This is a genomic window from Njordella calcicola (genome assembly GCF_056494125.1).
The window spans coordinates 5,802,513-5,828,243 of sequence record NZ_CM151396.1 but is presented as its reverse complement, the minus strand read 5'-3'; the positions used below and the strand labels follow the sequence as shown (position 1 = coordinate 5,828,243).

The 25,731-nt window shown below is 52.4% G+C and carries 17 protein-coding genes; 5 read left to right on the top strand and 12 right to left on the bottom strand.

What is annotated here, in order from left to right; all coding sequences use genetic code 11:
- Positions 1–3: 3 nt before the first annotated feature.
- The 4 genes from preA to SH302x_RS22410 all read right to left on the bottom strand — a co-directional run bounded on the left by preA (position 4) and on the right by SH302x_RS22410 (position 5,059).
- Positions 4–1,134 (bottom strand): NAD-dependent dihydropyrimidine dehydrogenase subunit PreA, encoded by a 1,131-nt coding sequence (preA, locus tag SH302x_RS22425; protein ID WP_479364992.1) that lies wholly within the window; start codon positions 1,132–1,134, stop codon positions 4–6.
- Positions 1,121–2,494 (bottom strand): aspartate aminotransferase family protein, encoded by a 1,374-nt coding sequence (locus SH302x_RS22420; RefSeq protein ID WP_479364990.1) that lies wholly within the window; start codon positions 2,492–2,494, stop codon positions 1,121–1,123. The genes preA and SH302x_RS22420 overlap by 14 nt, the downstream gene beginning before the upstream one ends.
- A gap of 161 nt (positions 2,495–2,655) precedes the next feature.
- Positions 2,656–4,206 (bottom strand): uracil-xanthine permease family protein, encoded by a 1,551-nt coding sequence (locus SH302x_RS22415; protein WP_479364988.1) that lies wholly within the window; start codon positions 4,204–4,206, stop codon positions 2,656–2,658.
- Positions 4,187–5,059 (bottom strand): nitrilase-related carbon-nitrogen hydrolase, encoded by an 873-nt coding sequence (locus tag SH302x_RS22410; RefSeq protein WP_479364986.1) that lies wholly within the window; start codon positions 5,057–5,059, stop codon positions 4,187–4,189. Before SH302x_RS22410 ends, SH302x_RS22415 begins: the two co-directional genes overlap by 20 nt.
- A gap of 302 nt (positions 5,060–5,361) precedes the next feature.
- On the opposite strand from SH302x_RS22410, the gene SH302x_RS22405 reads away from it, so the two are divergent.
- Together SH302x_RS22405 and SH302x_RS22400 are read left to right on the top strand one after the other, a co-directional pair.
- On the top strand, positions 5,362–6,864 hold the full coding sequence (locus SH302x_RS22405) for a CoA-acylating methylmalonate-semialdehyde dehydrogenase (RefSeq protein WP_479364985.1): 1,503 nt from the start codon (positions 5,362–5,364) through the stop codon (positions 6,862–6,864).
- A 60-nt stretch (positions 6,865–6,924) separates the two neighbouring features.
- Positions 6,925–8,928, top strand: a complete 2,004-nt coding sequence (locus tag SH302x_RS22400; protein WP_479364984.1) for a VWA domain-containing protein — start codon at positions 6,925–6,927, stop codon at positions 8,926–8,928.
- Positions 8,929–8,997: 69 nt separating this feature from the next.
- Here SH302x_RS22400 and SH302x_RS22395 read toward each other — a convergent pair whose 3' ends face one another.
- From SH302x_RS22395 to SH302x_RS22380, 4 genes are all read right to left on the bottom strand, one after another.
- Positions 8,998–11,751 carry a hypothetical protein gene (locus SH302x_RS22395; RefSeq protein ID WP_479364982.1) on the bottom strand — a complete coding sequence of 918 codons (2,754 nt, stop codon included), beginning with the start codon at positions 11,749–11,751 and terminating at the stop codon, positions 8,998–9,000.
- A 139-nt stretch (positions 11,752–11,890) separates the two neighbouring features.
- Positions 11,891–12,835, bottom strand: coding sequence for a sugar phosphate isomerase/epimerase family protein (locus tag SH302x_RS22390; RefSeq protein ID WP_479364981.1), 945 nt, complete (start codon positions 12,833–12,835; stop codon positions 11,891–11,893).
- 230 nt (positions 12,836–13,065) lie between these two features.
- The gene (locus SH302x_RS22385; RefSeq protein WP_479364979.1) at positions 13,066–15,033 is read right to left on the bottom strand and encodes an amylosucrase; all 1,968 of its coding nucleotides are present in this window, start codon (positions 15,031–15,033) and stop codon (positions 13,066–13,068) included.
- Positions 15,026–17,176 (bottom strand): HAD-IIB family hydrolase, encoded by a 2,151-nt coding sequence (locus SH302x_RS22380; protein ID WP_479364977.1) that lies wholly within the window; start codon positions 17,174–17,176, stop codon positions 15,026–15,028. The genes SH302x_RS22385 and SH302x_RS22380 overlap by 8 nt, the downstream gene beginning before the upstream one ends.
- 151 nt (positions 17,177–17,327) lie before the next feature.
- Here SH302x_RS22380 and SH302x_RS22375 point away from each other — a divergent pair, with 151 nt between their 5' ends.
- The 3 genes from SH302x_RS22375 (at position 17,328) to SH302x_RS22365 (ending at position 21,857) form a co-directional block, all read left to right on the top strand.
- Positions 17,328–18,167 (top strand): HAD family hydrolase, encoded by an 840-nt coding sequence (locus SH302x_RS22375; RefSeq protein WP_479364975.1) that lies wholly within the window; start codon positions 17,328–17,330, stop codon positions 18,165–18,167.
- A gap of 604 nt (positions 18,168–18,771) precedes the next feature.
- Positions 18,772–20,703, top strand: a complete 1,932-nt coding sequence (locus SH302x_RS22370) for a coiled-coil domain-containing protein (protein ID WP_479364973.1) — start codon at positions 18,772–18,774, stop codon at positions 20,701–20,703.
- Between the two features lie 20 nt (positions 20,704–20,723).
- Complete coding sequence (locus SH302x_RS22365; protein ID WP_479364972.1) at positions 20,724–21,857, top strand: hypothetical protein; 1,134 nt, start codon at positions 20,724–20,726, stop codon at positions 21,855–21,857.
- Here the strand turns inward: SH302x_RS22365 and SH302x_RS22360 are convergent.
- The 4 genes from SH302x_RS22360 to SH302x_RS22345 all read right to left on the bottom strand — a co-directional run bounded on the left by SH302x_RS22360 (position 21,829) and on the right by SH302x_RS22345 (position 25,727).
- Positions 21,829–22,764, bottom strand: coding sequence for a polysaccharide deacetylase family protein (locus tag SH302x_RS22360; protein WP_479364970.1), 936 nt, complete (start codon positions 22,762–22,764; stop codon positions 21,829–21,831). The two genes, SH302x_RS22365 and SH302x_RS22360, sit on opposite strands and share 29 nt — an antisense overlap.
- 4 nt (positions 22,765–22,768) lie before the next feature.
- Positions 22,769–23,395 carry an acyltransferase gene (locus SH302x_RS22355; protein ID WP_479364969.1) on the bottom strand — a complete coding sequence of 209 codons (627 nt, stop codon included), beginning with the start codon at positions 23,393–23,395 and terminating at the stop codon, positions 22,769–22,771.
- Positions 23,392–24,402 carry a Gfo/Idh/MocA family protein gene (locus tag SH302x_RS22350; RefSeq protein WP_479364968.1) on the bottom strand — a complete coding sequence of 337 codons (1,011 nt, stop codon included), beginning with the start codon at positions 24,400–24,402 and terminating at the stop codon, positions 23,392–23,394. Before SH302x_RS22350 ends, SH302x_RS22355 begins: the two co-directional genes overlap by 4 nt.
- 89 nt (positions 24,403–24,491) lie before the next feature.
- Complete coding sequence (locus SH302x_RS22345; protein WP_479364967.1) at positions 24,492–25,727, bottom strand: DegT/DnrJ/EryC1/StrS family aminotransferase; 1,236 nt, start codon at positions 25,725–25,727, stop codon at positions 24,492–24,494.
- Between the last annotated feature and the right edge of the window lie 4 nt (positions 25,728–25,731).

Below are 25,731 nucleotides of genomic sequence, written 5' to 3'. Positions count from 1 at the left end.
TAATTACCCGCGAGCCAGTGCGTCGCTTTGGTCAACGAAGTCATCTCCGTCCCACTCCGCATCTGCTTTGATCATCGCTTTGCGTTCAAAGGCGGCCTTCTTGGCTGCTCGCGCTTCTGCTTGTCGACGCACCAAATCTGCATGCGTGGTAAAGAATTGCAGCGAGTGGCCTCGGAAATCCTCCAAGCGTTCAAACTTATGCTTTTCCATGAACCCGAGCAATTGTTCGCACATATCCTGAACGCAGCGGTATCCCATTTTCATGACGCCGGTGCAGACTTGAACGGTATCGCAACCCAATAAGATAAATTGAGCTGCGTCTTCGCCCGTTTCAACACCGCCAATGCCACTTAAGCTGCGTCCAGGGAACTCGCTGCGAATCATCGTGGATATTTCCATGCACATCCGCAATGCGATGGGACGAACCGCTTGGCAGGAGTAACCACCCGGCGTGGTGTATCCTTCCACGCTGGGCTCTGGCCGCAGGGTTTCCAGATCAACGCCGATGACGCTGCGAATCGTATTGATCGCCGCGAGCCCTTGGCAGCCTGCTTCCAAGCTCGCGCGTGAAGGGTCTTCAATGTGCGTTACATTCGGCGTCATCTTTGCCCAAACCGGCTTTTTGGCAACTTCCATGACCCAGCCGCAAACCTCGCGCAAGATCTCAGGACTCTGCCCCATTGCGGCTCCCATCTTTCGTTCTGGCAAGCCGTGAGGGCACGACATATTCAGCTCAAAAGCATCCACGCCGGCCTCTTCGCAGCGACCGATCATCTCTTGCCAAGCGTCCTTGTTGTACTCTTCCATGACCGACGCAATCAAGCAACCGGACGGATGCTTGTCTTTGATCATCTTGAATTCTTCGATCCAAGTTTCAAACGGACGGTCGCTAATCAGTTCAATGTTTTCCCAGCCGTATATCTCTCCGCTCTCGCGACTGCGCAAGCGATGATATCGCGGTTGGACATTGATGACCTTCGAGGCATCGAGGCTAACGGTTTTGCAAATTACCGCCCCCCAGCCTTCGTCGAAAGCCTTACATATCACGTTGGCATTGGTACCCGGTGGACCAGATCCAATCACAAACGGATTGGGCAATTTCATTCCATCAACGGTCGTTTCAAGTGTGGGCATGGCTGCAGCTAACCTCTGTCAAAGCTTCATCTAACATACTAACTAAATAAAATGCGTCGTCTTTTGTTATGCACATCGGCGGCTTGATACGCAAGGTATTGCCGAACAAGCCACCTTTGCCTAGCAATACGTGGCGTTGTTTCATCAGTTCCATCACGCTGGCGGCGGCCGCTGTCGCTGGTTGTTTGGATTTGCGATCAGTGACTAGTTCGACACCCAGCATCAAGCCCATGCCACGCACTTCGCCGATGATGGCGTGCTTGTCCATCAGCGCCAGCAGTTGGTCTTTCATGTAGCCACCAACAACTCTCGCGTTCTCTTGAATGCCATCTTCGTCAATCACTTCCAGGGTTGCCAGTCCTTGCGTCATACTGATTGGATTCCCACCAAAGGTATTGAAGTGGATGCGGTGCTTCATCATCTGCGAGATCGCTTCGGTCGTCGTCATTGCTCCCAGTGGCGCTCCATTGCCGATACCTTTGGCCATCGTAATGATGTCGGGTTTAACACCCCAGTTCTGGTGAGCCCAGTAGTGTGTTCCTGTGCGGCCAAATCCACCTTGGACTTCATCCGCAATACACAGTCCACCGTGGGCACGAACAATGCCATACACAATTTCAAAAAATTCTTTAGGCGGCGTGACGGCCCCCCCCACGCCCTGAATCGGCTCGCCGATATAACAAGCGATCTCGCCGGAGGTTTGGTACTGGATCACATTTTTGATGTCGTGTGCGCACTTCAGCTCGCAAGAAGGATACGACAAATTGTACGGGCATCGATAACAGTATCCGGGATGCGTGTGGGAGACAGCGACCTGAGGATTGGATTTGAATTTCCAAGTCCCATGGGATGTGATTCCCATCGTCGCGGATGTGCCGCCATGATAGCCATTTCGCATCGCTACGACATCGCTGTTTCCTGTAAACTCCCGCGAGGAAAGAATAGCAACTTCGTTCGCTTCGCTGCCACTGTTGGTAAAGTAAGTTCGGTTCAAGCCTTCAGGCATTTTGCTTGCGAGCTTCTCAGCGAACTGAGCGATGGTGGGATGCAAATAGATTGTTGTCGTATGTTGCAGCTTGCCAACTTGCTCTTGCACCTTGGCCGCGACCTTGGGATGGCAGTGGCCAACGCTGATCGTGACGATCCCAGCAAAAGCGTCCAAGTAGCGAGTCCCTTGTTCGTCCCACAAATACTGCATGTGCCCTTCGACGATCATCAATGGCTCTTTGTAGATCGTGAATACGCCAGGTGAGACATACTGATGGCGCAGTGCAATGACCTCCGACTTCGTTGGCCCGCTGTACGGGGTCGGATGATGGTCACAAATCGGCAATGTAATTGGATTACTGACAGATGCCATACAAGAGCTCTCTTTATGCTAAAAGTTGACTGAGTAGCGAACTGCGTACTGAACCGCCAATAGTCCGCTTTGTTTGCGGCCCCATGCAGCGATGTATTGCTTGAAGGTGAGCGGAAGATGGCAGGCTTATCTGCTCACGCCGCTGACCCATCATGCGAAGCTTATTCATGCAAACCTCGCTCTTCTGGCGTGCCTGCGATCAAGTTATCTAGTAACAGACCTATGATAGCGGCTACCGCCATGCCGGTCGAACAAATGGCTAACAGCAAATTCTGTGATAGTTCTGGCATCCAACTGATGTCAGATTTGCCAGTCCCTGCGCTAAAGTAATAGGGAACACTCAAACCCATAAAAATCGCGAAGCCACCGATCAGCAAATTTCGGTCGCTGGACAGATTCGCTTTGGAGAACTGACGCACTCCTACTGCAGCGATCAAACCGAAGAGCACGCAGTACAGACCACCGACCACAGGCTTAGGAATCGCGGCCGCACATGCTCCGAACTTGCCGATAATTCCAAGCACAATCAAGATCACGCCACCGGTCTGCACCACTAGCCGACTGCCGACTTTGGTTAGACCTACCAAGCCGATATTCTCGCTATAACTGGTCGAACTAAAACCTCCGAAAACACCCGTCAGCGCACAAGCGATGCCTTCCATTCCCAACCCTCGTGAAATTTCTTTGGGAGTAGGATCTCCTCCGCCCGCCATATTCTTGCAAGCGTGATAGTCGCCAAAAGATTCGATCATCGACGCCAAATATGCGGCCAGGATAGTGATCGTTGCGGCCAAGCTGAAGGTCGGTAACCCCCAAGGAAACAAAATCGAAGTGGTACGTACCCACTGCGATTGCTGGACTGCGCTGAAGTCCACATAGGCCGCACTTCCAGGTGTGAAAACGCCCATCGCGGTACCTATGCCGCATACGACCATGCTCAAAAACATCGCCGAAAGCATCGGGAACAGTTGAAACCAACGATAATGTTTCGATAGCACCAAAGAACAGGTGATGATGCCCGCCATGGTCAAGATTGCGATCGGCCAGTGCGAAGCGGCAGTGGTTGCACCGACCGTATACAAAGCCAGCCCAATCAACATGATGACAGGGCCAACCACCACTGGGGATAAGTACTTCCTTAGGACGCCCATCACACCTGAGAATCCGACAACGATCTCGAAAAGAGCGACCAACATAATCGCACCAGCAATCGCTCGCATCCCACCGGCTCCTGCCGCTTGCCACTGCGCCACCAAATCCGCCACGTTGGCTCCGCTTTCAATGGAGGACCAATCAGGAGCACTCGCACTTTGAACCGTAGCGATGATCGCTGTGAAACCTGCAATGAATGAAAACGATACGCCTTGAATGATCGGCAACCTCGAACCAAACGTGGACTGAATAAATGTGGCGATACCGCTGCACAGCATGACGCTGGAAATCAGCAAGGCGATATTCGTTAAACGAAGTTCTTGTAGTTGCGAGGCAAGCTCGGCAGTGACACCATCTGGAATCGGCCACAGCATGGGACCAAACAGCAGCGGGACTGCCACCGTCGAACCAAACATCGTCAAGATGTGCTGCATCGCAAGAATCAAAGTCCGCAGGGGGGGCGGACGATCATCCAGACCATACAGCAATTTAGGCTGCACGTGATGATGTAACGCGGTGGCTTCGTGATGTAACTCGTGGCTATGGTTCAACGATCGCACCGTACGTTTCTGGTCGTCGATCGCGGAAGAATTGCCAAGTGTTACGCACTTCGCGAATAAGATCAAAGTCCATATCTGCAATGACAATATCGTCTTCATCGCGTTTGGTGGATGCCGCCACGAACTGTCCGCGAGGGTCGCAGAAATAGCTTTGTCCGTAAAACTCGCCGATCCGCCATGGTTCTTCCCAGCCAGGTCGATTAATCGCGCCGACGAAATACTGATTGGCGACCGCATGGGCTGGTTGCTCCAGCTTCCAGAGATACTCGCTCAGTCCTGCTACGGTCGCTGAAGGATTGAAGACAATCTCCGCTCCGTTAAGCCCCAAGCAGCGGGCTCCATCTGGAAAATGTCGGTCATAGCAGATATAGACACCGACTTTGCCAATGCGTGTATCGAAGACAGGATAACCAAGGTTTCCTGGGCGAAAGTAGAACTTTTCAAAGAAACCCGGTTGGCAATGCGGAATGTGAATCTTGCGAAACTTGCCTAGGTACGAACCGTCCGCGTCGATGACCGCCGCTGTGTTGTAGTAGACTCCGGTCAGATCTTCTTCGTAGATGGGCACGACCATGACCATGCTCAATCGCTTGGCCAAATCCATCATAAGCTTCGTCGTGGGGCCGTCAGGGATACGCTCGGTCAGTTCGTACCACTTCAATTCTTGCTCGGCGCAGAAATAAGGACCATAGAAAAGTTCCTGCAAGCAACATACTTGTGCACCGTCGCTAGCGGCCTTTTCAACCATCGCCACATGTTTGTCGATCATTGCTTGTTTGATCTTGGCCACGGGCGACGTTGTGGGTTCACAGGTCGTCGCTTGAATCAATGCACCACGGACTATTCGAGCCATACTCGATTGCAACCTTTCTAAACGCATGCCACAGATTAAGGGGCATAAAACTTCACTGGTCTAATCTTCTTGCTGCAAGGTAACCACTTTGTTCCGTTACGAACAAGGTTGAAACCCTGACAAGTCAGTTGCCACGACAAAACTACCCCTTTATCGTTGCGACCAAAAAAACGCGGATTGGAGAGAAATGATTTCCGCGACTCATCTTTTGAGGATACATTCTTTTATTATGCTAACCACTAGGCAATACAAATTTCGTCCATTTTTTTTCCGCCATATTCTAAAAAAGAGCGAGTGCATTCATGATCCAAACGTCCGTCGATTTGCCGCATGTGAGTAATTTAATTGGCGGGCAATGGGAAGTGGCCGACGCAGCCACGCACGAGTTGGTCTATAACCCGTCGACCGCGCAAGCCATTGCCCTTGTGCCCCTGAGCAACCCGGCAATCGTTGACAAAGCAGTCCAAGCGGCCTCAAGTTCGGTGGCGGCCTGGGCTGCCACTCCAGTGATCGAGCGGGCTCGGATCATGTTTCGCTATCGAGATCTGCTAGAGAAAAATTTCGAAGAGCTGGCTGCTTTGATAACACGCGAACATGGCAAAACGTTAGCGGAATCACGTGCGGAGCTGAATCGCGGAATCGAGATGGTCGAATTCGCGTCGAGTATCCCAAGCTTACTATCAGGTGAGATCCTACCGAATATCGCGCGAGATGTAGATGCAACTTGCGTTCGTCATCCAGTTGGCGTATGTGTTGGGATCACGCCTTACAACTTTCCTGCGATGGTCCCGATGTGGATGTTTCCAGTTGCGATCATGTGTGGCAACGCGTTTATCCTCAAGCCTTCGGAAAAGACGCCGCTTTCAGCCAACCGCTTGGCTGAACTACTGCTGGCGGCAGGCCTACCCGAAGGGGTTTTCAGTGCTATTCACGGAGGCAAAGACTGCGTGCAAGCGTTGCTGGAACACCCTAAGGTGGCCGCAATTTCGTTTGTCGGTTCGACGAACGTGGCCGAGTATATCTACCGCACAGGGACCTTCCATGGCAAACGAGTACAAGCTGCTGGTGGTGCTAAGAACCACTTAATCATCATGCCAGATGCCGACATCGACCAAACCGTAAAAGCGCTGGCTGCTAGCGCCTATGGTTGCGCTGGTCAGCGTTGCATGGCGGGTAGCGTCGCCGTAGCTGTCGGCTCGTCGGGCGACCCAATCGTCGCGGGCCTCGTAGCTCATGCGAAACAATTGAACGTCGGGCCTAGCGATGGCAATGAATCGATTGACGTGGGGCCAGTGATTCGGCAGGAACACCGCGATCGAATCGCAAGCTATTTGGATATTGCCAAACAAGACGGCGCGTCGATTGCCCTCGATGGCCGCCAACACGCTGGTCCAGGTTACGTGATTGGGCCTAGCATTGTTGATCAAGTCAAACCCGACATGCGCGTAGTCAAAGAAGAAATCTTTGGCCCCGTTTTGTCAATCGCTCGTGTCAACACCATCGAAGACGCAATCGCAATGGGAGATCAATGTCAATACGGAAATGGAGCAGTGATTTTCACGCAGAGCGGCTATGCCGCACGCCAATTTCAACAGCATTTCAATGCCGGAATGATCGGCGTCAATGTGGGCGTCCCCGCTCCGATGGCATGGTTTCCGTTCACTGGCTGGAACCGATCTTTCTTTGGAGACCTGCACATTCAAGGCAAAGAAGGGATACAATTCTATACTCGCCAAAAAGTCTCGTTGGTTCGCTGGCCCAAACCGACCGATTCCCACGTTGACCCTGTTTGGCGTACCAAGTAGCGAACGAACCGACGTTGACCTTCGACTGTCAACGAACTTTGCGATCAAATCAGAGGCAACATGAATTGGATTAGTGCACTAGCGCCATGGCAATGGGTGGTGATGCTATCGGTGCCACCGCTGATTGTGCTTCTGTATTTTTTGAAGCTGAAGCGTTCGCCCTTGGTTGTGCCCAGCACCTATCTTTGGCGGAAAACGATCGAAGATATCCAGGTCAATAGCCTTTGGCAGCGGCTTCGAAACAATCTATTGCTTCTGCTGCAACTGCTCTTCGTTTTGGCTCTGATCATCGCTTGCCTGCGACCAGGGTTCCGTGGTTCCTCGGATGCCGGAGACCGCATCATTTTCTTGCTGGACAATTCCGCCAGCATGCAAGCCACCGACGTGACACCCAATCGATTTGAGGTCGCCAAGCAAAAGATCCGCGACGAGATCCAAGCGATGAGCGATGGCGATGTCGGAATGTTGATCGCTTTTTCCAATCGCGCTGATGTCCGCCAAGGATTCACGGCCGACCGCAATCGACTGCTAACCGCTTTGGAGGCAACCCAAGTCACCAATCGCACTAGCGACATAGCGGAAGCATTACGTGCCGCAGCAGGCCTTGCCAATCCCGGTCGCAGTAGTTTCGGCGACATGACCGACATTCAAGTGGCTGAAGCCATCCCCGCCACGATACGAGTTTTCAGTGATGGACGCTTCCAAGAAGTGAATGACTTTAACATCGGCAACCTTACGCCTCAGTTCATTTCCATTGGTACTGCCGATGCCGATAATGTCGGAGTCGTCGCATTCTCGCTGGATCGCAGTATCGAAAACCCCAACGTTGCACAGGCTTACGCTAGAGTCCAAAATAGTTCCCCGGTGCCCAAGACGGTCACCGTTCGCCTCATGTATGAGAACGAATTGCTCGATGCATCGGAATTGACGATACCCGCCGATGACACGCGCGGCGTTAGCTTTGAATTGCAAGGCGTACAAGAGTCCGCTCGCTACGTGGTGATGCTAGAACAAATCGATGCACTGAAGCTGGACAACAGCGCTGTGGCTACGTTGCGGCCTGATCGTCGCATCGAAGTCCTAGTGGTTTCAGAAGGAAGCCAAGCCCTGACAACGGTCTTGAAGACGCAAACGATTTCCGAAATTGCGGACGCAACTTTCGTGGATTTGGAGGATTATCAAGCTTGGCAAGCACGCGGTTTTGCGATTTCGCCAGATGCGACGTCCGCGTTTGCCTCTGCGTTCGATTTAGTGATCTTTGACGGCGTGGAGGTCACGACGCTGCCGCCTGCGAACACCTTTTTCTTAGGGGGCACAGCACCTGCATCCAGCGGTTGGACGTACGGCGAACAGGCCGGTCCAATCATCGTGGTCGACTGGAATCGAGCGCATCCGATCATGCAGTTCTTGACGATCGGAAGCTTGCGAATTGTTCAAGGACGATCGGTCAAGGGACCGGAAGGATCGCAAGCGTTGATGCGAGGCGATAATGGCGAACTGTTTGCGATTGCACCACGTGGAGCGTTTCAAGATGCCGTGATGGGCTTCGGATTACGGACGCTTTACAACGGCGAATTGATCACCAATACGGATTGGCCCATCAAGCAAAGCTTTCCAGTTTTTATACTCGCTTTGTTAGAAAACATCGGGGGGGCCATGCGTCAACGCGATAGTTTGAACGTTCGCCCCGGAGATGCAGCGATTCTTAGCCTCCCGCCGCGTCTCAACCGTTTTTCGATCACCGCTCCCAATGGCAATTCGCAGATCATCGAACGTGATAACGCGGGCCAAGTTGTCTGGACTGATACGGAGTTGCCTGGATTGTACAGCATCGCCGCAGCGGATAACGCCTCGTCGCCGTTAGATGCCTTTGTCGTCAATTTATTGTCCTCAGAGGAAACGCAGATCGGGGCAGTCGAAAGCTTAAGATTTGGTTACCAGGATATTCAAGCAGCCCCGTCAACCGTTTCGCAACGCAAAGAGTATTGGCGTTGGCTGTTGATGCTAGGCTTGGTGCTACTGCTAGTCGAGTGGGCTGTGTTCACGCGACGCGTTTTCGTATGAGCCGGTTGCTGACATCCCACCGGTGGGGCCGATCAACACTGGCGGCAAGTAATGTATGCGCGGCTGACGCTACTGGTTTACATGCACCGATTGTGCCGCATCGCCGACTTTCACGGCCTGCGCTACCACCGTATCGGGTGCATTGAGTCCCGCCTTGATGTCGAATGGTCTTCCAACCGGGGCCAGTGGCGTAAACGATCTGCCAGCAATACGGACTGTGTACAGTATCTCGCCACTATCGCTAGCCGCCAATTGCAGCACTGGATTTTCGGCGTCAAAGGTCAACTCACCCATTTCACCCCATGAGGGTGGACTGTAATTGTCGAACTGGGATATAGTCCTTGGCCAACCTGGATACTGAGCACTGCTTGGGTCGGTGATGTCGACATTTCGAGGCCAGCACTCCATCGTGATTTGTCGCGTTTGCTTGTTCAGCCGGACGACTCCGAAACCAGCCGCCCGCGTGTTGAGCAAGTTCTCACCCGGCATCTTCTCTGGGTTCGCGGCGGCGAAGTTGGTGACCTTATTGCCAAAGCCATCTAGCAAATCACCTGTGTACCCTGGCGCACCCGGCTCGCGATTGTCACCAGGTTGCAACGGGTCCCACCAACGCAGATATAGATTTGCAATGGAAGGCACGCAAAACGACCAAATCGCATCGCGGTGCTCGTCGACCCCGTGCTGAAAGATGGTTGCTAGATGCTGATCGCCAGCGTAATGGAATGCAAAGCCTTTGCGCAACGCACGCAAAGCTGCATTGCGACCTGATTGGGGCCAACCGTTGGAATCTAAGTCCGCATGTAGTCGACCATTGGCCGCGCCATGAATATGTGCACCTCCACAGAAGATCGTCTGCGAAAGAGCGACTTTCATTTGTGCCTGCTGCCAATCTTGGGACCAAGCATCGATGAAGCGTAACTGTCGCTCACCCAACAAGACCGCTCCTGGAATGTCAACAGTTGCCGGATCATAGTTCGGGTCGTCAACGTGGTCAGGTCGTGGGCCCATTTTAGGAACGCGACCGGCTGGACCGGTTTTAAACTTACGGTCTTCTAAGATTGCAAAATCGATTTCCCCCCAATTGAAGTTCGTGAACCAGACATTGATCCCTTGTCCAATTTGATGAGGGTCGACGGGATCCGGAAAGTGGCTGGTTTGCGCTCGTTCAACTTCTTTCACGTACACGCCAGGTTGCGCATAGCCACCATCGGCGGCTCCGCTGAGCGTCGAGATCTTGCCACTTTCGCCCCACAGGTTAGGTTGGCCTACATCATGATCGTCAGGCAAAGTCAGTGTGGGACGATCCTTCATGATGTCACCGAAATCGCGGCCAAACTTCAGCCAAGCAGCATAGTGTCGCGTGTGATCGTAAACTTGGTCACCAGAGAAAAAGAGCACATCAGCATCAATACGATTGATGTTGTCGATAATGTCTTGGCGCGAGATATCTCCACCGTGCGCAGGATTGATCGAATTGCCTGTAAAGCCCGCTACGATGATTTCCGATTTGTCGACCGGATTCTTGCGGACGATACCCTCGTAGGTTGCTTGATCGCCGTGCAACACCCGATACTTCGTTGTCAGTGAATCATCCCAGTTTTCTACTCGCAGCGGCGCAGTCCAGCCTTGTTCAATGACTGTCGTCGTTGCAACTTCGATCCATTTTCCGTCACGTTCAACTTCCAATCGTACTGTGCGAGAATCACTAGCGGCAAGTGGATAGAGTTGAGCGGTAAGCTTCAGCGTTTTGTTATGGACCGTGTAGAGCGCAAAGCAGATGACATCCTTCTTCTCGACGGCTGGGATCGCCAGTAGGTTCTGGTTGCGTCGCTGCTGCTGATTCTGCTGCGCCATAGCGGGCATACTGGCAATTGCTAGTGCGGCACAACAGAGCGCCAAACTACGTAATCGTTTCATAAAAGCTCCGTAACAAATGAGAGGGGGTGTCACACGCCAGGAGTAGAATAGATACAACGGAATCACCCAGTGCGGCGCACGCAGTATCGCTTCATGTAAGTATTGGTCGGCTCCCCAATAATACAGGCTCCACGACATACCTGCTACCGGCCTGGCAATCGCGGTTAGAAACCCCCACATCGCCGCGTACAATGCCGCAGATCGGCGCAGCCAAGGAATCAGCAGGCAAAGGCATACCGCAAAATCAAGTATGCCCACCGTGAAGAGGAACAATCGAGCGGTTTCAAATTCGACGTTGAATATCACTGACGTCATGGCATAAAAGTTTCCCGGTGTTGGCCATAAGCCAATTGCGTAGGAACCATGGCCAGCAAAAGTCATCATCAACCCTATGACCGCAGTAGTAATTGTGATGCGATGGCGGACTCCAAGGGTCAAGCTGAATACCAGCACTAGCGGCATCAGTATTTGTCCGCCGTGCTCAATGAACATCGGCAATTGCCGTTGGGCAGACAGGTATTTTGCATAACTGAGCGCGGTCAGCATCGCCGATCCGAATACAAGCCACGCGATTTGAAACCATGCTCCTTTGCGTACCGTTAACGTCACTAAGGTGCAGGCCAAATAAAGCCATGCGGTCCGGCTCAGCCAAACTTGCACGAATCCATCGTATGCGCCTGTACCGACAAATTGTTCCCAGCTAACTCCCAGTCGACTGGCCAATTCAAAGGTTGCATCATGCCACAGCAAGACGCCGTAAGGTGCTTCCCAATAGAAATGAACCCACGTCCAACCAGCGAAACAAAGAAACGCTCCCATTCGCACCAACCCCATGAGCCAGCGGTCGGTAGCGAGCACTAAATCGCAGTCATGATCGGTCAAGGGATGATCGGTTGCTGAGTTCATCACTAGGCGCTAAACGCAAAGTCATCCAATAAAGCGTAAGTCATCGTGCATGGGACCGCTTGGATCGGCATCAAAAACAATAGCCCACGAAGCACAGAGGGCTTTAAGTCGCATCCGGATCGACACGGGGCATCGAGTATTAAATAAGCGAGATCGCTTTCCTCATCGCTTTGGCAGTTAGTTCGACGGCGGGGTCGTTATCCATGTCGTTCAGTTTCTTGTTGAACGGTTCTGCCCGTACTGGCCCGTCGTAACCGACCTCAACCAAGAACTGTAAAAATGTTTTGATGTCGATAACGCCAGTCGTTGCTGGCAACTCGCGTTGGTTATCCAACTGTTGATCACGTTCGATTCCTGCTGGCGCGTCATTCAAGTCCACGGCCACGATCTGCTGGTTGTTCAACGGCTTCAGCGTATCCAGCGTTTCACCGGCGGTGTACCAGTGCCAACTGTCCAAGACAATTCCGACGTTGCTTTTGCCGGTCTCCGCGATCAGTTCCAATGTTTCGGCCATCGTATGAATAAACGGATACCGTTTGCTGGACCACAACGTCTTGGGTCCGACGTATTCTAATCCAAAGCGTAAGCCGTGGTCATTCAGTACATCGGCAATGGCCGACAGACGCTTCACGTGCTGCCGAAAATTGGACATGTAAGTTAGCTCGTCACTAGTGGGGCTCAGCCACGTACCTATGCGAGTGACACCGGCGATTTGAAGTGCAGCGGCGATCTTTGGTAGCTTTTGTAGATCCGCATCGAAGGCGGACTGAGTGGTACGAAAATCGACCGGTAGACCTGCAGCGCCCCAGACCAGTTTGCCTCGTCCCAATCGGCTGTTGAGGTTCTTGATTCCGGCTTCATCTAAGGCTGCTAAGGCATCGCCAAATGGTTGTACGGATTCGAAGCCATAACGTTCGGCAACGTTAATAGTGTCGATTTGGTTTGTGTTCACACCGATCATTCCTGGGCACAGATCGATCTTGAACCTTCGTCGCGTTGAGGCGGACTGGGCATTGGCGACTTGGTGCATCAACACCGCGGAGCCAGCTAGTAAACTGAGTTTCTGAAAATTTCTACGGTCCATGATCATCCTTTGAAATTGGTTAGAGGGCGTTTTAAAAAGGGGGCTGACCCTTTGGAGGCGAGGCGACTTCGTTGGGTTTTTGACCTCGCAGGAGAGGGGCTGTCCCCTTTTTAAAGCACTTTCTTTGGGTCGAGCGCAACCAAGCTTAGTCTAACGCATCTGCCCAGGCGATAGTTCCAGATTGAAAGAAACTCGCCGTGATTCCTGTGATTAGCGAGCGTCGCGATCCGTTACGCGGCTTTAAGCCATAGAAAACAGTAAGGTTCAAGCACGAGTTGAGTCGCTGTGGTAATGGTGTCGCCGGTCACGATGTCGACAAAGAATCGGCCTAAGCCACGCAACCGCAATTTGTTGCCTTCGATGTTCTGGGTCGTTTCGCTGAAGTTGGCTAAAACGATTAACCGGTGGCCATCGTTGGAGCGAACAAATCCCAACAAGTGTTCATTGTCCGTTCCAAATAATTCCATTCCTAATCCAGCAAACGCAGGTGATTCCTTTCGCAGGCGAATTAGGTTTTGGATCGAAGTGAACAAGCGGCGGCGTATCACATCGCCGGTTTCCAACTCTTCCAAATAGTCCCAACGAAACTTCGGACGATGTATCCAACGCGTATCGCCCGCTTTGGCTGGGTCTTTTACAAAATCATAATCGTTCAATGTGCCCCACTCTTCACCTAAATAGACCAGCGGGATTCCGCCAATGCTCAGCGCGATGGCATGCAGCAAAAGGATGCGTCGACACGCCATCTCCTTTAAGTGTTCGTCGTTATACTCAATCGCTTGTTCTAAACCAGCGAGCGAAGCCATAGTGCCTGAGATCCGCATGTCGCCTGTTTGCGGATTATGCTGAAAGGGTACACCGCGGGCGAACGAGCCTTCGAACTGGCCGGTATAAAAGCGATTAAGAAACTGGCGATGGTCGTAAGCCGAGATTCCAACTTTGGCTGCGTCCTCATCGTCAAAAGTCCAGCCGATGTCATCATGGCAACGCAAGTAGTTCACCCAAGTGGTCCCCGCTGGCAACGTATGACGGTGCGATAGTGATTGATTCAAAAGTTTCACACTGCGCGTCGCCAGCGATTCCCACAACAACGCCATCAACGTTGGATTGTACGAAATTTGGCATTCATGACTGCCGATATACTTTACGACTTCGTCGGGATGGACGATCGCTTCCGATTTGAACAGTAGCCCGGGTGTCGCGATCCTGGCGGCCAAGTTGAACGCTTGGATTAACGTGTGGGCTTGGGGTAGATTCTCGCAAGACGTACCTTCTTGCTTCCAGATAAAGGCCACGGCATCCAGACGCAGAATGTCGACTCCTGTGTTTGCGATAAACAGCATCTCTTCCATCATCGCGCAGAACACGGCAGGGTTGCTGTAGTTCAGGTCCCATTGGAAGTCGTTGAAGGTTGTCCAAATCCATTTCCCCATACCGTCATGCCTAGTGAAGTTCCCGCGACGGACCGTGGGAAAGATCTCTCGCAACGTTCGCTCATACCGATCGGGTTGTTCACGATTGGGAAAGATTCGGTAGTAGTCTTCATACTCAGGATCTCCCGATTGAGCTTGCTGGGCCCATACGTGATCGTCTGCCGTATGATTGAAGACAAAATCCAGTACCAGCACGATGCCGGCAGCGCGAAGGTCGCTGGCCAGATCAACCAAGTCTTGGATCGTTCCCACGCGAGGATCAACGCTGCGATAATTGCTGATCGCATATCCGCCATCGTTGTTGCCGGGGCGGACCGCAAACAACGGCATCAAGTGCAGGTACGTCAAACCTAAGCGTTTGAAGTACGTGATATGTTCCCGCAGCTTGCCCAAGTTTTCGCTGAACAGATCAACGTAAAGCGCACCACCGACAAGATTTTCCGACAAGTGCCATTGCGGATGATTTAACCGATAGCGATCCATTTCTCGCAGCGCAGCAGGGCGTTCAATGAACGCTTTGGCCATGCCCAGCAGGATACCTTCCATGTGAAAGAAGAAGTCGTATCGTTCGCTGTAAAGACCTTTTAACAAACCGAACAACGATTGAAAGTGCAACCGCAGACGCTCAGCAAAAACCTCTCGATCTTCCACGCTTGCGCTCACAGAATCCCAGTATACGTCCAGCCGCGGACGCAGACGCTTGAGGGTCAGGGCGGCTTGATACTCGAGTTGTTGTCCAATAGGCTGCGAATGCAAGTCAGTCATTAGGGATTGTGATTGTACCGGTGAACTGATAGAAGTCGATTCCTTCCAAGATACCTCGTCCATGATGTCCATTAGCGAAATAGATTCGCGGTTGCTTCCTCAGTTTCTTCAGCTCTGGTCCGTGATTCCCTACAACCACCCCAAGCGTTCGGCCACGCAGCATCTCCTCGTCAATTCCCGAATCGCCGGCCACCAACACATGTTCAGGCGGGAAACCCCATTTGAAGAGCAAATGTCGCAGCGCGACTCCGTTTCCACCTCGCACAGGAAGTATATCCAAGAACATGCCCAAAGAGAAAATGACTTTCGTGCGCAAGCCTGCTTCCCGTAACATGCGCCGCAATTTTGCGATGCTCGGCGCGATCTCTTGGTCTACTGTGTAGCTCACTTTGTAAGTCGACTGTTCCGACTCAGGCTGCAAGAACAAACCTTCTACATCCTTTAACGTTTCACGTACCCGTTCGGGTTCCCATGAATAAGCGATTTGCTTTTGCCAACTTTTGTCGGGTGTCAGACTCGCGCCATAATGCAGTTCGGTCCCCGCGCTGCTGATGATCAGATCCGGTTGGGGTAGCTTCAACGATTTAATGAAGTCCATCGCGTCATTCAAGTTTCTTCCCGTCGCGATACCAAACCCGATGCGAGCTTCGCGATTGATCAGTTCACTGAATTCACGCAACGCATCATCATCGCCCGTCAGCGTTCCATCCAAGTCGGTGATGACTAAGCGATCAAACTCAGGCAAGCGGCGATTGCGGACCGTGTCGGCTAGCGCTGGCCTGGCTTCCAATTTAGCGATCTCTTGCACATCGCGCAAATAGCGGTCCACATGCTTTATCCAAGAGTACTCGCGGTTGGCACCGGCGATACCATTGGCGGCCCATGTGTCCCATTGCTCAGGCTCGGACAATGCGATCTTCAGCGCGCGGGTTATGTCGTCGTTGTCCAGCGGATCAATTAAAATGCCGTTTTCGCAATTCGCAATAATATCGCGAGGGCCACCGTCATTGGTCGCGATGATCGGCAAACCTGACGCGGCCGCTTCCAGCAAAGTCAAACCGAACGGTTCCGTTAACGCTGGATTGATGAATACGCCTCGCTTGTGCGCCGCATAGCGATAAAGGTCCGGCCCAAATTCAGGTTTGACCTGTTTGGGATAAGCGACCTTGCCATACAAGTCGTAGCGATCGATCAAGTGCAAAACTTCCGATAGAACACCACGTTGCGAAGGAGGCATCGTCGTGATGTCTTCACGCGTTCCCAGTACCATCACGAGATTGGCCTGCTCTTGCAACTCCTTGCTCTCGCCATACACCTGGACCAGCGCGGCCGTGTTCTTGCGTTCGTCGGGCCTCGCCATGGTCAGAATACATGGTTTGTCCATGTCGCGAAGGAACGGCGCAAGGTCCGCTTCAATCTGCGTGTGCACGGTATTTTCGTCCGGCGGACAGAATTGCTTCAGATCAACTCCTGGCGGAATGACTTCCATTCGCTCTGGCACATAATGAGCGTACAGTTCGTACTGCTCTTCGATTTCCTGATTAGTGCTTACGACCACCATCGAAGCGACCTCTAAAGCAAATTCTTCTGCTTCGACGCGGGTCGCGAAGTGGTACTTCTGCTCCAGTTCACCGCGGTCATGATTGGCCGCGCACATCCGTCGCCGTTTGACACGGCCCAATGAGTGGCCAGTGAAGACATACGGAATATGCAGCATGCGTGCTAACTGTGCGCCAGCGTAACCTGCGTCGGCATAGTGACCATGGATTACGTCCGGCAAGCCGGTTCTGCGAAAATGACTGCTCATCTGGTCGACAAACATGTCCAGATAGGGCCACAGCACTTCCTTGCGGAGATAACGTTTCGGACCAAACGGAATACGAACGATATGCGCTTTTTCGGAGATGGGTTCATGGATGCGAGCATAATCGCTAGAGACTCGATCATCGATGACTTGGCGTGTTACCAAGTCCACCCGACGCACGCCTTCTCGCTGAGCCAATTCGGCAGCGAGTTCAAGCACGTATTTAACTTGTCCCCCCGTATCGACATCGTAACCGAGTTCGGGATTGTTAGCACGAATTAGCCCGTGCAGGCTGATGAGTACAACATGTAAGCCATCAGTTGGTTTCTGAAGGTCCATTGCCTATTTTGCGGTTGAAGATCGGACGAAAAGAGTCCAGCATATGAGGACGCCTTTCCGGGAGCTTCATCAGAGTCATGAAGTCCACGTTTATGATAGCAAATTATTATGCAAATGAGGCGCCTACTATACCGATGCTGGGTGAATTTCAATGATAAAAGTGCTAGCCACTGACTTAGACGGCACGCTGATCCCTCTATCGGGACATAACGCGCATATCGATAGCCTTGGTAAGTTAAAAAGGTTGGTCGATGAGCGATCAATGCAACTGGTCTTTGTGACTGGAAGGCATCTTTCGTCGGTCTTACATGCAATCGAAACGTATCGGCTACCAACGCCGCAGTTCATCGTGGCTAATGTCGGCACCGAGATCTATGCCTTGCGTTCCGCCAGTTCAGCGGTAGCTGCCAGGGCCGGGGCTTCGGGCGTCAAGGTCAGCTACGACCTAGTCGACTCATATCATAAGACCTTGATCCAGTGCTCTGGCGGGCAAGCAGCGACGAGCTTGATGTCGATGTTCGCGGATCTCGACGGTTTGGTCGTTCAAGAACCTGAAAAGCTCAGTCCGTTGAAGCTGAGCTTTTATAGTGACGGCGATCGGGTCGAACCGCTGGTATCCGCGATTGAGGCTCGACTGTTGCAATCGTCGATCGCTTACGAAGTGGTTTCCAGTATTGATCCTGAGGATGGACGCGGCTTGATCGACCTGCTACCGCGCGGCGTCAATAAGTGTTTTGCGCTTGACTGGTGGAGTCGCTGGCAGACGATGGATTCAGATCAGATTGTCTACAGTGGTGATTCGGGCAACGATTTGCACGCATTGACGGCGGGGTATCTGTCGGTGCTGGTGGGCAACGCACCTGATGCATTAAAGGTGAAGGTGTCCAAGCTGCATCAAGCACGCCATGGTCACACCGAGCGATTGTTCTTGGCAAATCAGACGGCCACATGCGGCGTGTTAGAAGGCTTGCGGCATTTCTTGAAGGCCTAGCGCCGTTGCATGAAAAAAAGAATTCGTTGATCGCACACTGAGACGTAAAGCTCGCGTGGGAAGATGTCTCGAGCCAATGATTTCAATAGGGTTCGATCGATGAACGGCTTAAGTGCAAATATTGCCTGAACCTAAAAGCTGCCCTTTAATTTCCTACGAATCAAAAGCGACGACGAATCGCAGAAGCCACGCAGTGAAACTTTTATTCAAGGTCTCTCTACATTCGTTGGACAATCCGATCTCTGCGTCGCTAATCGTCGCGCTCCATCTGCAGCAGAGAGTCGAGCGAATCAATAACAGCCAGCTCGACGAGAATCCATTTTAAGCCTGATTCGTCTTGCTTTGCGTCCTGGCGCCTGTGCGTGAAACCAAGGAAAGAGACCTGCCCCCTCTTCGTTTCCCATCCCCGAATAATCATGATTTTGGGATTTTTGGGCAACTGTCACCCCTTGGCGAGCGTCAAACTAAATAAAAAGAGGTCCTTTATATAATGCGATTTGCCGCAAAGTGGTATCGCCGCGTATACTAGAACATTCTACACTGCAGTGTTGCGTCCGGCCGCCGGTGTTGCTTTTTGCGTACTGCGTAAGCCTAAAGGGAAAGTATGACATTTGCTCATTCATGCTTGAAAAGCGGGTTCCTCTGTGTCGCCTTGGCGATAGCGGCCGCCTTCCAAATCCAATCAGCCTCGGCGACAGAAGCCGCCCCCGCCAGCCAAGCTGCCGCATCATCCCTGGAAGTTTCGATCGATAAAGAACAACGTCTGCTCGCTGATCAATTCTCAAAACTGGAAGAGCTCTTCATTCGCTTGTCCGAATTGGAAGGAGGGGCCAATCCGACGCGAGCCAACCTGCTGCAACAAGCCGCGCAGTTAAGCAAACAGCTCGCCACCCAGCAACGGCTTAGCGTGGCTGTCGATTATTTAGCCAAAGGCCAATTCACGCGTGCTTTGCAGGAACAGGAAGCCGCTCGCGAGAACCTGCAGAAATTGCTCGAACTGCTACAACGCGAAAACCGCGGCGAGCGTCTGCGCGACGAACGACAACGTATCGAAAAACTGATCAAAGAAGTCCAACGCATCAGCCGTTTGCAACGCTCCTTGCGTGGGCGAACTGAAGCTGGCCAGGAAATCAAAGAGTCCGCTCAAGAACAAGAAAGCCTAGAGCAACAGACGAAGGATGTCGCTGGCGAACTCAAGGAAGTCACTCAAGGCGATCAACCGAAGGCAGCATCCAGCGAGCCATCCGGCGACGCTGCCGAGAACAATTCCGACGCTGCTGAAGATGCTAAACCATCCGAGGATCCAGCCTCAGATAAACCTGCCAACGACCAAAATTCAAGCAATGGGGAATCCAAACCGGCCGACGAAGGCTCCGAGAGTGAGGCTCAATCCAAAGAGTCCAAAGAGAAATCTGGCGCTCCAAAGGATCCCAACTCCTCGGAAGCTCAGCAAGACGACAATCCAAAACCGAGTTCAGATTCCAGCGGTCAAGACGATGCCCAAGCAGGAAAACCGTCCGAATCGGGCGACAGTGGCAAGCCCTCTGAGCAAAAAGGTAAGCCACAGCAACCGGCACCGTCTGGTCAGTCACAAGATGGTCAGCAGCAAGATGGTCAGCAGCAAGATGGTCAGCCATCGCAGGCCCAATCCAACCAGGACCAGGCGAAGCAGCAGCCAGCTCAGTCGCAGGAGCAACGCGCACAGGATCGTGTTCAAAAGGCTCAACAGCGAATGCAACAAGCTCAAGAACGCTTGGAGCAAGAGCAACGCAACGAAGCCGTCGAAGAACAGCGACAAGCTGAACGCGAACTAGCCGCCGCCGTCGAAGAACTTGAAAGCATCCTACGCCAAATGCGCGAAGAAGAAATCGAACGTTCGCTCGCAAATTTGGAATCTCGTTTTCGACGTATGCTGACGATGCAGTCCGATATCCTGAAGCAGACGGAAAAATATGCCAGCGTCGACGGTGGCTTGGACCAGCGGCAAATGGAACTGCAATCAATTAAGTTGGCAATCGAGGAACGCAAGGTGCTGATTGAGGGCCAACGCGCGATGCTGTTGCTGGAAGAAGAAGGCAGTTCGATGGCTTTCCCCGAAGCAGTGGAGCAATTGAATGGCGACATTGCGTTGATCACCGATCTTTTCAACAAGAACCGCATGGATCAAAGCAATGTGGACCTACAACAACAAGTCGTTTCAACCTTGGAAGAACTGCTTGAGTCATTGACTGCGACGCAGAAGGACCGTGAAAAGAAAAAACAGGAGCAGAAGAGCGGGCAGAAAGGCAATGGCGGCAGCCAGCAGGAGCAAGAGTTGGTCGACAAGCTGGCTGAGTTGCGGTTGATCCGGACGCTGCAGATGCGAATCAACAAGCGCACGACGTGGTTAGCCCAACAAAACGGTTCTGCTGACGACCCATTGGGCCAAGTTGCTGACCCACTGCTCACACGTCAAACTCGAGAGTTGGCGGAAAGACAAGCACGTTTGGAAAGTGTGATGCGAGATATCATCCTTCAATCCAATCAAAAGAACTAATTCGTTTCAAAAGTATGCTCATGCGAAACCTGAACACAACGCCGACTAACACTACTTCATGCTGGCTTGCAAAAGCCGCTCGTCGCACGACGCACATGGCGATGTTTACTCTGGCGTTTGTCCTCCACTGGCCGTGCCTCCAGGCCGACAGTGGGCTTGAAAAAGCAGCCGTTTGGGGCTGGCCCACCGTTGACCGTTTGAACGATGATTTTGCTAAGCTTGCCGAATCTGCCAAGCCAGCAGTCAACGCCGCGGCCGACTCTCCTGCGACAGACGCCATTCGTAGTTGGAGCGATTCTTCCGCAAACTACAAAGGCCCTCAGCTATTGGATAATTGGTTGAAGCTGGCCACCGACTTGCATCCCGCTCTGGGGATGTGGTTCGACCAGATTTCGGACTCCGGGCGTATCATCCTCTCCGACCAGTTGCAAGCCGATTTTGAAAAGATCACTCAGGGCTTGCCCGTCTACGTCCAAAACAATGTCCGCCTGTTGGTCGGCCGCAAGCTAGCTCAGCGGCAATTCTACGATGAGGCAATTGAGTTGCTGGAACCCTTGACCGTTGAAGATGTAGTTGATCCATCGACGTTGCTATTCTGCAAGGCGACTGCCTACCATCACTTGCTGCGCCGCGATGACTGTGTTGCCGCTATCGACTTGCTTTTGCAACGCGAGAACGAGTTGGTAAGCCGCTATGCTGTGCTGGCGAAACTGATGAAAGCAGACATTCAACCGTTGGAAGAGGACTCGTTGGACGAAATCGCGCGACTCATGAACGATGTGCAAAGGCGATTAGAACTGGAACGCAGCGGCAAGATTGTGCGTACGAAAGAAGACACGATCATCGAAAAACTCGACAAGAAGATCGACCAAATCGAACAACAATTGCAGCAGCAACAACAACAAGCTCAACAATCGCAGCAAGAGAAGGAGCAAGGAAATCAATCGGGCAGACCGATGGAAGAATCGCAAATTGCTGGCGAAAGCGGCCCTGGAAATGTCGACAAGAGAGACATTGGCAAGCTTGCAGGCTGGGGCGACTTGCCGCCTGCGCAGCGCCAGGAAGCTCTTCAGAAGATGACTCAGGACTTGCCGTCGCACTATCGCGAGATTATCGAAGCGTACTTCAAGCGACTGGCAAGCGCAGGGCAATAGCATCGGCGTGCTGTTGCATCGTGACGCATTCGAATTGGGACTGCATCCACGTCAAAAGTTCCTGGGCCAACTCACACTTTTGCCGGGTCGTTGAGCCCATCGCTGGAAAGAAGGCGAGATCCGCTTCATCGTCACCGCCCCAAAAATCCAGCGGGTGCAGCAGCAGCGATGGTTCAACGCGATTGAGTTTGCACCACCGCATCGCATTCTTGAAGTAAGTCTTGGCCAGCCATGGCGACTTTTCAGCCAGAAACATTACGTAACTCAAATGAATGGGGACTTTGAACCACGGCATTGTTGTGACAGGAATCTCCAGTAGCGGAGCCGCAGCACCGCTCCAACGGTAAGGCCGCAGCGCGAGGAAGCCTTCAGACGCTTTACCGAAGAGTAGCTTGCGCTTTTCCTTCTCTTCCTTTTCCAGTTTTGCATGAAAGAAATAGTACGCTCTCGCAATAGGTCCCAGGAAAGTTGGGAACGTGGAAGCGTCGTATTGATAGCCTCGCGTCTTCAAAGTCTGCAGTAAGAGTGGGGAATAAGAAAAACCTGGACCGCGAAAGCCTGTGGTGTGCTGGCCGGTGACATTTCGAATGGCCTCTTCAGCGGTCTGCAACTCGCGATCAATCTCTTGAGCGGAGTACAGATGCAGCCAAGGCTCGTGATGGAACGAGTGGTTGCCAATTTCATGACCCGCCTGAGCCAGCGATGCAAGGGCCTCATGATTTTCTGAAAGCGCCGCGTCTTGTCCAACCACAAAGAAAGTGATTTTCAAGCCAACGTGATCCAGCAGACGAAGCACCGTCGGAACTAATTTTGGTAAGTACGTGGGATACGCTTGCCAACCTTCATCACCATGGGTTTTCAAGTAAGACCACTTATTGTCGAGATCCAACGAGATACTGGCCAGCATTCGCCTAACCTTCTACTTCTGTTACGGTCATTTGGCTAATCTTGTAACTGCGTTGGCACTGCGGGCACTGCTTGATTTGTTCGATGCTATCGGCCTGGGCATCCGCGGTAAAACTGGCAAACAGTTGACCGCAACGGCAGACCGCTCCCACACTGCGAGCCGGACTGCCATAGACAAGATGGAAATCGGGAACATCTTTCGTGACAATTGCACCCATACCAACCATCGCCCATCGGCCAATGGTCAGGTTGCTGCCTATGATACATCCCGCGCCGATTGTTGCACCGCAGCGAACCTTGGTTAGCAGCGTATGTTCGTTCGGATCGCTAGAAGCTAGCAGTGTTAGGTCGGGACTGGCGGCTCTAGGAAAACGGTCATTGGTAAAGATAACTCCTGCGGAGATCATGACACCGTCTTCGAGAGTTACTCCGTGGCAAAGATAAGCTGCTGAATTGATCTTGCAGCGGTCGCCGATCACGACACCATAGGCAATCGTCGATTTGCCACCGATGATGCACTGCTGGCCAATAACGGTACCATGCCGAATGTGGGCGTTATCCCAAACCGAAGTTCCATCGCCGAGGATGACATCGTTTTCGATAATTGCCGTAGGATGAATTCGGACGCTCATGGTCGCACAAGTGCAGGCATCATCGAATCGGTTCTGGAGTCGATCCAGTCGTGCCGTTTGATCGACCAATACGCTGCTTCAATTGCAACCACGGATGCAATCGCATCCACCGATGTGACTCGCAAGCTTTCAGAACCAACAATTGCCCCCAAGAAGTTCCGAAGTTGGTTGGCAAACGCAGCGTGCTTGTCATAACCGCTACCAAAGACCGTCCAATCGGCATCGCTGGTTCGTTTGTATTTAGATTCCTTCCAACCAACCAGGGCTGTCCCTGCTGTTCCGTAGACACTAACGAACCAAGGCGTTTGCTTGTTGAGACTCCACGAAAGATCGATGGCGGCTAGTGTCCCGCTGGCGGTCATGGCATTGATACGAACGGTATCTTCGACCGAAAGATGCTGGGCATTGCGGCCCTCGATAGCTTGGATCTTGGTAATGGGGCCTAGTAAGTAGCGCACGATATCTACAGAGTGTGTGCCGTTGTCGATCAAGACGCCGCCGCCACTGATTTCGATCTGGCTATTCCAACGTTTGGACATATCGACAAAGCCGGCGAACGTGTTCTCAAACAAAACGATTTCGCCCAACACGCCCGATTCGATCAATTGCTTGACATAGACCAGATCGTCGACATATCGAAACTTCGAAGCCATTGTCAGCACGCAATCATTCTGTTCAGCGACCTCAATCATTCGCTGGCAAGCAGGGCGATTAATAGCCATCGGCTTTTCACAAAGCACATGGACTTTATGCGTGAGAAGTTTCTCGCAAATCTCAGGGTGCGTCGATGGAGGCGTGCAAACAATTGCCGCATCAACCTGCATATCGCTGAGCAGTTGGTCAACGTCGTTGAAGGCTGCACAGCGATACGCTTCCGCGGTAGCTTGTGCAGTTTCGGGACGGCTGTCGACGATGGCAACCAATTGTGCTTGAGGTACCAGGTCAAAGACTTGTAAGTGCGTTTGAGCGATACCGCCAGCGCCGATAAGTGCAATTCGTTTCGTCATGGTGTGTTCTTCTGGATGCGTCATGGATGGGTCACGTGTGTAGCCGAGCAGCGAAATCAATCAACGCTCTTGGCAGCCGGGTTGCGGCACTAATTTGATGCATTTCGCAGTTCAGCAATGGACTCCCGCATCGCGTTGGCCACATAGGTAACATGTTCGCTGGTGTAGGCTTCGTTCCATGGCAGAACTAGGATCTTGGCCAAGGCCTCGAAGGTACCTGGGAATCGTTCAGGTGAGTAATCGACCGCTTCGCTATCAGCCAAAGAGAATGGCCAGCGGCTTTCGCCAAAGGTCCGTTGATCGCGGATGACCTGGCATTGGAAAGCGGGCTTTTGGATATACCGTGGTGCCGAGAAGACTCCACGTTCCTTTAGCTTTTTCGCAAGCGCAACCGTACCCCCCGGAATCATCTCGGGGTCTACATTGACGCAATACTTCCAATAAGAATGTTCATTGCCTGCATGGATGGTCGGCAGTTGGATGCCCGGGAGATCAGCAATCAGTTCGTGCATCAGCGCTGCGGCGCGTCGGCGGTTGGACACGGAGTCATGCAGTTTTTCTAGCTGCGCGACGGCGACGGCAGCGGTTAGTTCGTTCAAGCGATAATTGGGTGCCAGGAAATAGTGATCTGGATTTGCATCTCCATAACCCCAGGCTTTGTTGATGAACAAATACATGCGTCGGGCAACATCTGGATCATTGCTCACACATAACCCGCCTTCGCCGGTCGTGATGTGTTTCCCCTGTTGCAGCGAGAAACAACCCACAGCGCCAAAGGATCCGACTTGTTTTCCATGGTGGGTAGCTAAGAACGCTTGCGCGCAGTCTTCGATAATTGGCAGATTGTGTTTGGCAGCCAACTCCACAATTGCGTTCATCTCGCATGGATTGCCGAACAAATGTGTGACTGCTATCGCGCCAGTTCGCGGCGAAATACATTTCGCGATTGTTTCTGCCGTGACGTTATAAGTCAGCGGATCTACGTCAGCGAATCGAGGAATGATACCTTGATACAAGATGGCCGTGAGCGCACCCATATCGGTGATGCTCGTGGTGATGATTTCTTGACCTGGTTCTAAATTCAAACCAGCGACAGCGGTATGCATTGCGGCAGAACCGGATGAACAAGCATGGGCAAACAGGGTGTCGACCATTGGCGCAAATTGACGCTCGAGTTCTTTTGCGAATTCACCTTTGGTCGCCGTGAGCGTACCAGAAAGAATCGCTTTGGTAACCGCTTCGATTTCTTCCTGGCCGAATGTTCGGCCGCTAGCATCTTGGTCGGAGGGGAGTGTTAAGATTTTTTCAGAAGGAGCGATCGACATGGTG